The organism is Delftia sp. 60, from assembly GCF_002754395.1.
In the GTDB taxonomy this organism is placed as follows: domain Bacteria; phylum Pseudomonadota; class Gammaproteobacteria; order Burkholderiales; family Burkholderiaceae_C; genus Comamonas; species Comamonas acidovorans.
Genome location: NZ_PEFD01000001.1, coordinates 5,460,622 through 5,473,115, shown reverse-complemented (window position 1 = coordinate 5,473,115; position 12,494 = coordinate 5,460,622). Strand labels below are relative to the sequence as shown.

Below are 12,494 nucleotides of genomic sequence, written 5' to 3'. Positions count from 1 at the left end.
GCCTTCCGCCGGCCATTGCTTTTTACCGGCTGCCGGCGCGCACCCTCTGGGCGCCGCAGCGTTTTTTGACTGGCAAGTAGTTTATGAAACCGATCCAAGTAGGCCTTCTGGGCATTGGCACCGTGGGCAGCGGCACCTTCAACGTGCTGCAGCGCAATCAGGAAGAGATCCGCCGCCGTGCGGGCCGCGGTATTGAGATTGCCATGGTGGCCGACCTGGATACGGAACGCGCCCGCTCCGTCGTGGGCGACACGGCCAAGGTGGTCGGCGATGCGCGCGAGATCATCGCCAACCCCGAGATCGACGTGGTGATCGAGCTGATCGGAGGCTACGGCATTGCCAAGGCCCTGGTGCTGGAAGCCATTGCCGCCGGCAAGCATGTGGTCACGGCCAACAAGGCCCTGCTGGCCGTGCATGGCAGCGAAATCTTCAAGGCCGCCGCCGAGAAGGGCGTGATGGTGGCCTACGAAGCGGCCGTGGCCGGTGGCATCCCCATCATCAAGGCGCTGCGCGAAGGCCTGACGGCCAACCAGATCCAGTGGGTGGCCGGCATCATCAACGGCACGACCAACTTCATCCTGTCCGAAATGCGCGACAAGGGCCTGGACTTCGACGTGGTGCTCAAGGAAGCCCAGCGCCTGGGATATGCCGAAGCCGATCCGACCTTCGACATCGAAGGCGTGGACGCCGCCCACAAGGTCACGCTGATGAGCGCCATCGCCTTCGGCATTCCCGTGCAGTTCGACAAGGCGCATGTGGAAGGCATCACCAAGCTGTCTGCGGCCGACATCAAGTACGCCGAGCAACTGGGCTACCGCATCAAGCTGCTGGGCATCACCAAGCGCACGGACAAGGGCATCGAGCTGCGCGTGCACCCCAGCCTGGTGCCGACCAAGCGCCTGATCGCGAACGTGGAAGGCGCGATGAACGCCGTCGTCGTCCATGGCGATGCCGTGGGCACGACGCTGTACTACGGCAAGGGCGCGGGCTCCGAGCCCACGGCCAGCGCCGTGATCGCCGACCTGGTGGACATCGCCCGCCTGCACACGGCCGATCCCGAGCACCGCGTGCCCCCGCTGGCCTTCCAGTCGAACACGCTGGTCGCCGCAGGTGGCGAGCTGCCCGTGCTGCCCATGAGCGAGGTGGTCACCAGCTACTACCTGCGCATCCGCGTGGCCGACGAAGCCGGTGTGCTGGCCAAGATCACCAGCATCCTCGCGGGCATGGGCATCAGCATCGACGCCCTGCTGCAGCGAGAGGCCGGCGAAGTGAGCGGCGACAGCGAAGGCAGCCAGGGCGTGCCGCAGACCGACCTGATCATCCTGACCCATGCCACGCGCGAAGGCGATATGGACACGGCCCTGGCCCAGATCCAGCAACTGCCCACGGTGCTGGCCCCTATCAACCGCATCCGCAAGGAAGAGTTGAACTAAGACACCCCCTGAGCGGCTGCGCCGCTTCCCCCTCTCTCGCACGCGGGAGGGGGACGACGCCCTCGCTGCGGGGCGGCCCTTGCTCGGCATCCCTGGCATCGGCCGCGCCCCGTCTCACAGAATACTGACGAGGAAGCGACATGCTTTATCTTTCCACGCGCGGCCACGCGGACCGCAAGCGCTTTTGCGACATCCTGCTCGAGGGCCTGGCGCCCGATGGCGGGCTGTACCTGCCCGAGCACTATCCGCAGATCGATGCCGCCCGCCTGGGCGAGCTGCGCAGCATCTACAAGGAGCAGGGCTACGCAGCGCTGGCCTTCGAGATCCTGAGCCTGTACATCGACGACATCCCGGCCGAGGATCTGCGCGCCCTGTGCGCCAAGACCTATACGCAGCAGGTGTTCGGCACGGCCGAGATCACGCCGCTGCGCCAGCTGGAAGACGGCCTGTGGCTCGAAGCCCTGTCCAACGGCCCCACGCTGGCCTTCAAGGACATGGCCATGCAGCTGCTGGGCAACCTGTTCGAGTACGAACTGGGCCGCCGTGGCGAGGAACTGAACATCCTGGGCGCCACCAGCGGCGACACCGGCAGCGCGGCCGAGTACGCCATGCGCGGCAAAAAGGGTGTGCGCGTGTTCATGACCAGCCCGCGTGGCCGCATGAGCCCCTTCCAGCAGGCCCAGATGTTCAGCCTGCAGGATGCCAACATCCACAACATCGCCATCGAGGGCGTGTTCGACGACTGCCAGGACATCGTCAAGGCCGTCTCCAACGACCACGCCTTCAAGGCGAAGTACAAGATCGGCACGGTCAACTCGATCAACTGGGCCCGCCTGCTGGCCCAGGTCGTCTACTACTTCGCCGGCTACCTGCAGGCCACGCAGAGCAATGACCAGAAGGTCAGCTTCACGGTGCCCAGCGGCAACTTCGGCAACATCTGCGCCGGCCACGTGGCGCGCCAGATGGGCCTGCCGATCGCACGCCTGGTGGTGGCGACCAACGAGAACGACGTGCTCGACGAGTTCTTCCGCACGGGCGCCTACGTGGTGCGCGGCAGCGAACATACCTACGAGACATCGAGCCCCTCGATGGACATCTCCAAGGCCAGCAACTTCGAACGCTTCGTGTTCGACCTGCTGGGCCGTGATGGCCAGGCCACGCGCGAATTGTTCGCCGAGGGCGTGGCACGCCAGGGCCGCTTCGACCTGGGCGGCAACCCGCTGTTCCAGGAAGCTGCTGCCCGCTACGGCTTCGTCAGCGGAAAGAGCACGCATGCCGACCGCCTGGCCACCATCCGCGATACCTTCGAGCGCTTCGGCACCATGATCGATACGCATACGGCCGACGGCGTCAAGGTGGCGCGCGAGCAGCTGCAGTCCGGCGTGCCCATGATCGTGCTGGAGACGGCACTGCCCATCAAGTTCGCCGCCACCATCGAGGAGGCCCTGGGCCGCCTGCCCGATCGCCCGGCCAAGTTCGAAGGCATCGAGGACCTGCCCAAGCGCGTGACCGACTTGCCGGCCGACGCCGAGCAGGTCAAGGCCTATATCGCCCGGCATTGCGACTGATGCGGCAGCCGGGCTGTCCAAAGGTCCGCAGCAGGAGGGCATGGCGATGAAGGTCATCGGCTTCGCCGGCTACTCGGGCTCGGGCAAGACCAGCCTGGTGGAGCCCCTGATCACGCTGATGCGTGCGCAGGGGCTCAGCGTTTCGGTGGTCAAGCATGCCCACCACCATTTCGATGTCGATCACGAGGGCAAGGACAGCTGGCGCCACCGCAAGGCGGGCGCCTATGAAGTGGTGCTGGCCTCGGATCGCCGTCTGGCGCTGATGCGCGAATTCCCCCGTCCCACGGAGCTGTCGGTGCATGACATGCTGGCCGAACTCGATCCGCGCGTGGATTGGGTGCTGGTCGAAGGCTTCAAGCACGCCGACCTGCCCAAGATAGAGATCTGGCGCGATCAGCCCGAGCGCGCCAGCGCCGGCAAGACCCAGGCGCCCCTGTATCCGCACGACCCCCATGTGCTGGCCATTGCCACTGACGCACCGCAGCGCCTGCCAGAGCCGCCGCGCCAGCCCGTGCTCGATCTCAATGCGCCAGGGCAGATACTGCAATGGCTGCTGGAGCATGCGCAGCAACTGCGCTACCGTGCCCCAGGCCTCCCTCGAAATTAGGAAAACACCATGCGAGCCCCGCTCAAGCCCCTTGACGAAGCGCTGGCCGAATTGCTGGCCCAGGCACTGCCGCTGGCCGGCGATGACACCGTGGACAGCTTCGATGCCGATGGCCGTGTGCTGCTGGCCGATGCCGTCTCTCCGCTGCAAGTGCCGCCCCAGGACAACAGCGCCATGGACGGCTACGCCGTGCGCAGCGCCGAATGCACCCAGGGCAATGCCGAGCTGCCCGTCTCGCAGCGCATCCCCGCAGGCGCCATGGGCCAGCCGCTGGCCGTGGGCACGGTGGCGCGCATCTTCACGGGCGCTCCGGTGCCCGAAGGTGCCGATGCCATCGTCATGCAGGAAGACTGCGAAGTCCTGGAAGACGGTCGCGTGCGCATCAAGGCGCGGCCCGAGGCCGGGCAATGGATACGCCGCTCTGGCGAAGACATCCGGCGCGGCGCCACCGTCATCGCGGCCGGAACGCGACTGTCGCCGGCCGAGCTGGGCCTGGCGGCCAGCATCGGCCTGGCCTCTTTGCGCGTGGCACGCAAGCCGCGCGTGGCCCTGTTCTCCACAGGCGACGAGCTGGTCATGCCGGGCACCGTGGCGCCCGAGCAGATGCCGCCAGGCAGCATCTACAACAGCAACCGATTCTTCCTTCGCGCCCTGCTGCAGCGCATGGGCTGCGAGGTCACCGACTTCGGCATCGTCCCCGACCGGCGCGAAGCCACTGTGGATGCTTTGCGCGAAGCGGCCCGCGCGCATGACCTGATCCTGACCAGCGGCGGGGTGTCTGTCGGCGAAGAAGACCATGTCAAGCCCGCCGTGCAGGCGCTGGGCCAGCTCGACCTCTGGCAGATCGCCGTCAAGCCCGGCAAGCCCTTCGCCTATGGCCGCGTGAACCGCGAGGGCGAAGGTTTTGCCCACTTCATCGGCCTGCCCGGCAATCCGGTCTCCAGCTTCGTCACCTTCCTTTTGCTGGTGCGCCCCTTCGTGCTGCGCCTGCAGGGCGTGCAGCAGGCGCTGCCGCGCTCGGTCGAGGTGCGCGCCGACTTCCATTGGCCGCGCGGGGACAAGCGCCGCGAATTCCTGCGCGTGCGCTACAACGACAGCGGTGGGCTGGAGCTGTTCCGCAACCAGAGTTCGGGCGTGCTGACCTCGGCGGCCTGGGGCGATGGCGTGGTGGACAACCCGCCGGGCCAGGCCATTGCGCCGGGCGACCGAGTGCGCTTCATCGCCTTTTCGGAGCTGCTGTCATGAGCCAGGCCGTCGCCATCACCATCACCGTGCGCTATTTCGCCTCCATCCGCGAAGCCCTGGGCACGGGCAGCGAAACCCTGTCCACCGAGGCCGCCACCGTGGGCGCGCTGCGTGAGGAACTGATTGCGCGTGGCGGTGCAGCCGCCGAAGCGCTGGCCCCTGGCAAGGCCGTGCGCATGGCGCTGAACCAGGTCCTGTGCGATGCCGATGCCGCCATTCGCCAGGGGGACGAGGTGGCTTTCTTTCCTCCCGTGACCGGAGGTTGATCCAAATGACCACCGACAAGCCCGTGGACCAGGCCATCAGCGCGCGCACGCGCAAGGCCCTGTCCGAAGCCAAGGCGCGCGGCGTGCAACTGGGCCGCGCAGGCGCAGACAACCTGCGCGCCACCGTGGAAAAGCGCAAATCCACGGCCGATGCCTTCGCCCAGCAGCATGAGGCGCTGTTCGCCGAACTGCAGGCGCGCGGCCTGACGCACCGCGCCATGGCCGCCGAACTCAATGCGCGCGGCATTGCCGCGGCCCGGGGCGGCGAGTGGACGCACGGTCAGGTGCAACGCATCCTGAACCGCTATGCCGACCTGCGCTCGGCAACACCGTCTGCAGACGGCAGCAGCGGCAGCTGAATCCCGGCCAGCCGTTGCGCCAGCGCGGCCGATGCAGCCTGCATGGGCGCCCGCAGCGTTGCCCGCATTCGGCCCTGCTGCGCCAGCAAGGCCTTGATGGGTGCGGGATTGGGCTCGGCAAAGCAGGCGGCGATGTGCGGCTGCAGCGGCTGCCACAGCGCACGGGCAGCGGGCAGGTCGCCACGCTCCAGGCATTGCATCAACGCGACGAAGTGCCGTGTATGCGCGTGCGCGCTGGCAGCAATCGCTCCCGCACCGCCCAGGGCCAGCGTGGAAAAGATCTGCGCGTCTTCGCCGGCCAGCACCTGCAGTTGCCCATCGGCGATCAGCGCCTGGGTCTTGGCGGCATCGCCCCCGCAATCCTTGATGGCCACGATGCGCTCATGTGCGGCCAGCGCACGCAGCGTGGCCAGCTCCAGCACCACGCCGGTGCGGTAGGGAATGTCATAGACGATGACCGGATGGGCGCTGCGCTCGGCAATCGCCGTGAACCACTGCAGCAGGCCTGCCTGCGACGGGCGTATGTAATGCGGCGCGGGCACCAGAATGCCGGCCAGCGGCAGGGCGTTCAGTGCCTGAACGCGGGCCAGCGCATGCCCCAGGTGGCAGTCCGAAACGCCCATGACCACGGGCATGCCCTGGGCCGCTGAGAGGATGGTGGACAGGGCGGCATCGTGCTCCGCTTCGCTCAGCGCGGCGGCCTCGGCGGTCGAGCCGCAGGCCACGTAGCCGGCGATGCCGGTGGCGTTGTAGTGCTGCACCAGGGCGCGCAGCGCCCCGTGGTCCACCGCCGCCTCATCTCCAGGAAGAAAGGGCGTGACCAGCGGAAGCCACAGCCCCTGGAATCGGGCTTGCGGCGAGGTGGTGGAAGGCAAAGACATGGAAGATCCCTTCGGGTGATTCAAACAATGAACGACCGGACGCAGCCACCGGCCAGACCGAGGGCGGAAAGGCAGGCGCCTGAAGGGATACGGGAAGGGGAGATGGAGGCTGCCGGGCCGGTTCCGTCGCTCATCTGGACGGAACCTCAGCTCCGGTCAGACGAGCTGGGGTTTGCAGGCTTTGCCCAGGCACAGGCGCACGGCATCACCGTGGCATGTGGGGAAGGCAAAGATTGCAGGCATGGCGCGCAGTGTAGCGCGCCTGAGCGCCTGGGTGGTGGCCTTCAGGTTGCGCCGTCGGCGCCGGGAGGGGGTGATGCATCGGGCAGCAGCGGTGCCTGCCACTCCAGCAGCTCGGCCAGGCGCTGCACGATCCAGCGCGCCTCGCCAGGGCTGACGATGGAGCCCTCGGCCGCCAGGCCCGCGTGCATGCCCAGCAGCACGCCCTGCTCCGAGGAATTGCCGGAGTGATAGAGCGTCTGCGCCTGCTCGACCAGGTGGCTGGCCAGGTCCTCGCACAGTTCATAGCGCCCGACCACGTCTGCAATCGATGCCTTGAGCCGGCCGTGCCGGTCGGCATACAGGGCGGCAAAGCTCGGCGGTGGCTGTATCTGGCTGGTCTCGTCCATGGCGCGCCTCAATCGGGTTCGAACAGGCGCTCGAAGCGTGCAAGGTCCTCGGCCAGCTCGCAGCTCACGAGCTGGCCCATCTTGCCGTCGGCCAGGCGGTGGGCTGCGAACAGCGTGGCCTTGCCGCGAAAGTTGTAGTCGGGCAGATGGATGATGGTGTAGGGATGGGACACGAACAGCTGGTGCTCGTAGACCACACGCTGCTCGTTGCGCGGCGACGGGTAGAGCGTGTATTCGGGGGTGGTGATCGTGAGTGTGGCCATGCATGGCCCGCTGCAGCAAAAGGCCGGCGGCGGGGGAGGGCAATGCTACCGCGTTCGCCAGTCCCTGGTGCGCCCTGGTGCGCCCCCGCCCTGCGACAATGCGGGCATGCAAGCAGCCCGTGTATCCATCCAGACCGAGGATTTCGACGTATCGGCCGAACTCGCCGCCCTGCGCGGCGGCGACGCGCGCGTGGGCGCGGTCTGCAGCTTCATCGGCACGGTGCGTGACCGCAACGAGGGCGCCGCCGTGGCCAGCATGGAGCTGGAGCACTACCCGGGCATGACCGAGAAATCGATCGAGGCCATCATCGACGAGGCGGTCCAGCGCTTCGGCATCCATGGCGCGCGCGTCATCCACCGCATCGGTCCGCTGCAGCCCCTGGACCAGATCGTGCTCGTGGCCGTCACCGCCTCGCACCGGGGCATGGCCTTCCAGGCCTGCGAATACATCATGGACTACCTCAAGTCGCTGGCGCCTTTCTGGAAAAAGGAACAGACGCCCGAGGGCGCGCGCTGGGTGGATGCGCGCGTCAGCGACGAAGAGGCGCTGGCGCGCTGGCGCCAGTGAGGCGGCGAGCCTTCAGGCCTTGAGCGCAGCACCCCGCAACCATTGTGGCGGGCGGAACACCAGCAGGTTTCCGAGCATCACCAGCAGCAGCCCGCCCACGGCCAGCGGCGTCCAGACATAGCCCTCGAACAGGGCCGAGATGCTGAGCGCAACAATGGGGAACAGCACCGTCGCATAGGCCGCCTTCTCCGGGCCCAGCCGACCCACCAGGGTCAGGTAGGCCGTGAACGCAATCACCGAACCTGGAATGGCCAGGTACAGCCAGGAGCCCACATAGGTCCAGCTGGCATCGAAGCGCCAGGGCAGGCCCGCCACCAGCGCATAGCCGGTCAGCAGCAGCGTGCCGGCCAGCATGCCCCAGGCATTGGTCTGTGCGGGCCGCCAGCCCATGGACTGCAGCGAGGCAGACAGCATGTTCCCGCAGGAAAAGCACAGCGTGCCCAGCACCGCCCAGCCCAGGCCAGGCAGGCTGGCATGCCGGCCTGCGCGCAGCTCGGGCCAGAACAGCGCCACCAGGCCTGCAAGGCCGAAGAGGCTGCCGGCCAGCACATGGGGCGCCAGCCGGCGGCCGTGGATGATGCGTGCCAGCAGCGCGTTCCAGAGATTGGCGCTGGAGAACACCACGGCGGCCAGGCCGCTGGCCAGCGTCTCGCTGGCATGCATGAAGCACACGAAGTTGAAGCTGAACAGGCACAGGCCCTGCGCCAGCACGCGCGGCAGCGCCGGGCCGCGGGGCACGCGCAGCTGCCGCGACCAGGCCAGCCAGGCGAACATCAGCACGGCGGCCAGAGCAAAGCGGTAGGCAATGGACAGCTCCACGGGCACGGCGCCCAGCTGCAGCTTCAGGGCGATCCAGGTCGAACCCCAGATCAGCACGACCAGGGCATAGAGGGTGGCAGTCATGGCCGGTGATGATGGCGCCGCAGGCTGGGCGGGCATGGCAGATTCCTGCGGTTTGATGGCCTGGCGCCATGCGTCGGTATGGCTGCGGGACCACAATCGCTGCCATGACGCCCACGCCGCTGCCCGAGCTGCCCTCCAGCCACCTGTGCCAGGTGCTGTCACGCTCCAAGGCCCGACTGCAGCGGCGCGTGCGCCTGAGCGAAGGGGTGGAGCTGGCCGTCTGGGCCAATGTGGACGACGAGGTGCGCTACTGCCAGCCCGGTCACCACACGCTATCGGTCTACCTGGCCGGGGGCGAGGGCTCGCAGCTCAAGGCGCGGCCCGAGGCCATGGGGGCGCCGGGGCGCATCTGCATCTTCACGCCAGAGGACGAATCGCACTGGCTGGTGCGCTCGCCCGTGCAGTTCCTGCACCTGTATGTGTCCGACCTGGCCTGGGCGGGGCGCGTGGTCCGCATGCTGGATGCCGAGCCCCGCTCGCGCACCTTGCGTGCGCAGATCTACGGGGATGATCAGGCCTTCCACGCCGGTGCCCGTGCGCTGATGCAGCTGGACTGGCAGGACCCGCAGCAGCAACTGGCGGCCGATGCCATTGGTCAGCAGCTGGTGGATCGGCTGGTGCTGCAGTCCGCCACGCCGCGCCAGCTGCAGGCGCTGCAGCGGCCGCTGGGCGGGCTCTCTGCGGCCATGCGGCGCAGGGTGCTGGCCCATGTCGAGGCGCATCTGCATGACTCCAAGGCCGTGTCGCTACCGGCACTGGCGAGACAGGCCTGCCTCTCGGAATTCCATTTCGCACGCATGTTCCGCCAGAGCATGGGCTGCACGGTGCACGAATGGGTGCTGCAGCAGCGACTGGCCCGGGCACGGCGTGCCCTGTCTGCGCGCAACGTGCCGCCGCTGGCCGAGCTGGCGCTGGATTGCGGCTTTTCCAGCGCCAGCCACTTGGTGCGCAGCTTCCGGGCGCATTTGGGCGTTACGCCTACGCAGTTCTCGATCTTTCAGCGCAATGCTTGAGAAGGATGGCCGGTCTCGCCGGCCTTGATCTGGCGCAAGCGTCTGTCCTTGCGGGCCGGGCATGGCTTGAAATTTGCCCTGCCGGTATCAGATAAATCGCAATGACCCTGTTTCAGGAGCGAAAAGAAACACCATGCGAATCGACAAATTGACAACCAAGTTCCAGGAAGCCCTGGCCGACGCGCAAACGCTGGCCCTGGGCGGTGACCAATCCAATATCGAACCCCTGCACCTGCTCGTGGCGCTGCTGCGCCAGGACGATGGTCCGCGCTCGCTCTTGCAGCGCGCCGGCGCCAACGTGGGCCAGCTGCAGGCCGCGGCCGAGAAGGCCCTGGCTGATCTGCCGCGCGTGCAGCACCAGGACCAGGTGCAGGTCGGCTCCGAGCTGGGCCGGCTGCTGCAGGCGACCGAGAAGGAAGCCCTCAAGCGCGGCGACCAGTTCATTGCCAGCGAGCTGTTCCTGCTGGCGCTGACCGACAGCAGCGGCTCTTCCACGCGCGCAGGCCAACTGCTCAAGGAAAGCGGCGTGACGCGCTCCAGCCTGGAGTCGGCCATCAACGCCGTGCGCGGCGGCCAGACCATGGACAGCGCCGAAGGCGAAGGCCAGCGCGAGGCCCTCAAGAAATACACCATGGACCTGACCGAGCGCGCGCGCATCGGCAAGCTCGATCCGGTGATCGGCCGCGACGACGAAATCCGCCGCTCCATCCAGGTGCTGCAGCGCCGCAGCAAGAACAATCCCGTGCTCATCGGCGAGCCCGGCGTGGGCAAGACCGCCATTGTCGAGGGGCTGGCCCAGCGCATCGTGGCCGGCGAGGTGCCCGAAAGCCTCAAGAACAAGCGCGTGCTGTCGCTGGACATGGCGGGCCTGCTGGCCGGCGCCAAATACCGTGGCGACTTCGAGGAACGCCTGAAGTCCGTGCTCAAGGAAGTGGCGCAGGAAGAGGGCCGCATCATCCTGTTCATCGACGAGATCCACACCATGGTCGGTGCCGGCAAGGCCGATGGCGCCATGGACGCGGGCAACATGCTCAAGCCGGCCCTGGCGCGCGGCGAGCTGCACTGCATCGGCGCGACCACGCTCGATGAATACCGCAAGTACATCGAAAAGGATGCGGCGCTGGAGCGGCGCTTCCAGAAGGTGCTGGTCGAGGAGCCTTCCGTGGAGGACACCATCGCCATCCTGCGTGGACTGCAGGTGCGCTACGAGGCCCACCACGGCGTGGACATCACCGACCCGGCCATCGTGGCTGCGGCCGAGCTGAGCCACCGCTACATCACCGACCGCTTCCTGCCCGACAAGGCCATCGACCTGATCGACGAGGCGGCGGCCAAGATCAAGATCGAGATCGACTCCAAGCCCGAGGTCATGGACAAGCTCGAGCGCCGCATGATCCAGCTCAAGATCGAGCGCGAGGCCATGAAGAAGGAAAAGGACGAGGCCTCGCAAAAGCGCCTGCAGCTGATCGAGGAAGAACTCGGCAGCCTGGAGCGCGAGTACGCCGACCTGGAAGAGGTCTGGAAGAGCGAGAAGGCCAGCGCCCAGGGCTCCGAGCAGATCCGCAAGGAGATCGACCAGATCCGCATCCAGATCGAGGAGCTCAAGCGCAAGGGCGACTTCAACAAGGTGGCCGAGCTGCAATACGGCAAGCTGCCCTCGCTGGAAAAGCAGCTCAACGAAGCCCAGGCCAACGAGCAGGGGCAGGGCGGCGCGCCCGCCCACAGGCTGCTGCGCACCCATGTCGGCGCCGAGGAAATTGCCGAAGTGGTCAGCCGTGCCACGGGCATTCCCGTGGCCAAGATGATGCAGGTCGAGAAGGACAAGCTGCTGCGTATGGAAGACCGGCTGCATGACCGCGTCGTCGGCCAGGACGAGGCCATCTCGGCCGTGGCCAATGCCATTCGCCGCTCGCGCTCGGGCCTGTCCGATCCCAACCGGCCCACGGGCTCCTTCCTGTTCCTGGGCCCCACGGGCGTGGGCAAGACCGAGCTGTGCAAGGCGCTGGCCGGCTTCCTTTTCGACAGCGAAGACCATCTGGTGCGCATCGACATGAGCGAGTTCATGGAAAAGCATTCCGTGGCCCGCCTGATTGGCGCGCCGCCGGGCTACGTGGGCTACGAGGAAGGCGGTTACCTGACCGAGGCCGTGCGCCGCAAGCCCTACAGCGTGTTGCTGCTCGATGAGGTGGAAAAGGCCCACCCCGACGTGTTCAACGTGCTGCTGCAGGTGCTGGACGATGGTCGCCTGACCGATGGCCAGGGCCGCACCGTGGACTTCAAGAACACGGTCATCGTGATGACGAGCAACATAGGCTCTTTGCTGATCCAGGCCATGGTCGGCGAGGATTACGATGATGTGAAAGATGCGGTCTGGGGGGAACTCAAGAACCATTTCCGACCCGAATTCCTCAACCGCATCGACGAAACCGTGGTCTTCCACGCGCTCGACGCGAAGAATATCGAGTCGATCGCAAGGATTCAGCTCAAGCTGCTGGAGCGTCGTTTGGAGAAAATGGACCTTGCGCTGCAGGTGTCCGACCAGGCACTGGCCGAACTGGCCAAGGTGGGCTTCGATCCCGTTTTCGGGGCCCGGCCGCTCAAGCGCGCGATACAGCAGCGGATCGAGAATCCGCTGTCGAAACTGCTGCTCGAAGGGCGTTTCCCGCCCAAGAGCACGATTGCGGTACATGTGGACCCGGTACAGGAGCCGGGCGTATTCCGGTTCGATGCGGCAGACCCCGCCTGACGCATCGGGCCAG

The 12,494-nt window shown here is 67.0% G+C and carries 13 protein-coding genes; 9 read left to right on the top strand and 4 right to left on the bottom strand.

Translation table 11 applies throughout. The features are described 5' to 3' along the window. The first annotated feature begins 83 nt into the window (after window positions 1-83). The 6 genes from CLV01_RS24635 to CLV01_RS24610 all read left to right on the top strand — a co-directional run bounded on the left by CLV01_RS24635 (window position 84) and on the right by CLV01_RS24610 (window position 5,478). Complete coding sequence (locus CLV01_RS24635) at window positions 84-1,433, top strand: homoserine dehydrogenase (protein WP_012207018.1); 1,350 nt, start codon at window positions 84-86, stop codon at window positions 1,431-1,433. 140 nt (window positions 1,434-1,573) lie between these two features. Beyond that, window positions 1,574-3,001, top strand: a complete 1,428-nt coding sequence (gene thrC / locus CLV01_RS24630) for a threonine synthase (RefSeq protein ID WP_071956625.1) — start codon at window positions 1,574-1,576, stop codon at window positions 2,999-3,001. Window positions 3,002-3,047: 46 nt separating this feature from the next. Beyond that, complete coding sequence (gene mobB / locus CLV01_RS24625) at window positions 3,048-3,608, top strand: molybdopterin-guanine dinucleotide biosynthesis protein B (protein ID WP_034396637.1); 561 nt, start codon at window positions 3,048-3,050, stop codon at window positions 3,606-3,608. 9 nt (window positions 3,609-3,617) lie between these two features. Further along, entirely contained in the window at window positions 3,618-4,853 is a 1,236-nt protein-coding gene (locus CLV01_RS24620) for a molybdopterin molybdotransferase MoeA (RefSeq protein ID WP_099732982.1), read from the top strand. After that, the gene (gene moaD / locus CLV01_RS24615) at window positions 4,850-5,119 is read left to right on the top strand and encodes a molybdopterin converting factor subunit 1 (RefSeq protein WP_099732983.1); all 270 of its coding nucleotides are present in this window, start codon (window positions 4,850-4,852) and stop codon (window positions 5,117-5,119) included. Before CLV01_RS24620 ends, moaD begins: the two co-directional genes overlap by 4 nt. Window positions 5,120-5,124: 5 nt before the next feature. Beyond that, window positions 5,125-5,478, top strand: coding sequence for a recombinase family protein (locus tag CLV01_RS24610; RefSeq protein ID WP_016447744.1), 354 nt, complete (start codon window positions 5,125-5,127; stop codon window positions 5,476-5,478). On the opposite strand, the gene dapA is transcribed toward CLV01_RS24610, so the two are convergent. The 3 genes from dapA to CLV01_RS24595 all read right to left on the bottom strand — a co-directional run bounded on the left by dapA (window position 5,424) and on the right by CLV01_RS24595 (window position 7,251). Then, the gene (dapA, locus tag CLV01_RS24605; protein ID WP_099732984.1) at window positions 5,424-6,359 is read right to left on the bottom strand and encodes a 4-hydroxy-tetrahydrodipicolinate synthase; all 936 of its coding nucleotides are present in this window, start codon (window positions 6,357-6,359) and stop codon (window positions 5,424-5,426) included. The two genes, CLV01_RS24610 and dapA, sit on opposite strands and share 55 nt — an antisense overlap. Before the next feature lie 284 nt (window positions 6,360-6,643). Further along, window positions 6,644-6,988 (bottom strand): hypothetical protein, encoded by a 345-nt coding sequence (locus tag CLV01_RS24600; RefSeq protein ID WP_099732985.1) that lies wholly within the window; start codon window positions 6,986-6,988, stop codon window positions 6,644-6,646. Between the two features lie 8 nt (window positions 6,989-6,996). Then, window positions 6,997-7,251, bottom strand: coding sequence for a hypothetical protein (locus CLV01_RS24595; RefSeq protein WP_012207010.1), 255 nt, complete (start codon window positions 7,249-7,251; stop codon window positions 6,997-6,999). Between the two features lie 106 nt (window positions 7,252-7,357). Here CLV01_RS24595 and CLV01_RS24590 point away from each other — a divergent pair, with 106 nt between their 5' ends. Next, window positions 7,358-7,819: a molybdenum cofactor biosynthesis protein MoaE gene (locus CLV01_RS24590; protein ID WP_034396618.1), complete on the top strand. Its 462-nt coding sequence runs from the start codon at window positions 7,358-7,360 to the stop codon at window positions 7,817-7,819. Between the two features lie 12 nt (window positions 7,820-7,831). Here CLV01_RS24590 and CLV01_RS24585 read toward each other — a convergent pair whose 3' ends face one another. Continuing rightward, entirely contained in the window at window positions 7,832-8,722 is an 891-nt protein-coding gene (locus CLV01_RS24585) for a DMT family transporter (protein ID WP_257221497.1), read from the bottom strand. Window positions 8,723-8,826: 104 nt separating this feature from the next. Here CLV01_RS24585 and CLV01_RS24580 point away from each other — a divergent pair, with 104 nt between their 5' ends. Both CLV01_RS24580 and clpB read left to right on the top strand, forming a co-directional pair. Beyond that, a complete protein-coding gene (locus CLV01_RS24580; RefSeq protein WP_013801038.1) occupies window positions 8,827-9,735 on the top strand; it encodes an AraC family transcriptional regulator in 909 nt (302 codons plus the stop codon). Between the two features lie 133 nt (window positions 9,736-9,868). Beyond that, complete coding sequence (clpB, locus tag CLV01_RS24575) at window positions 9,869-12,481, top strand: ATP-dependent chaperone ClpB (RefSeq protein ID WP_099732986.1); 2,613 nt, start codon at window positions 9,869-9,871, stop codon at window positions 12,479-12,481. Window positions 12,482-12,494: the final 13 nt, after the last annotated feature.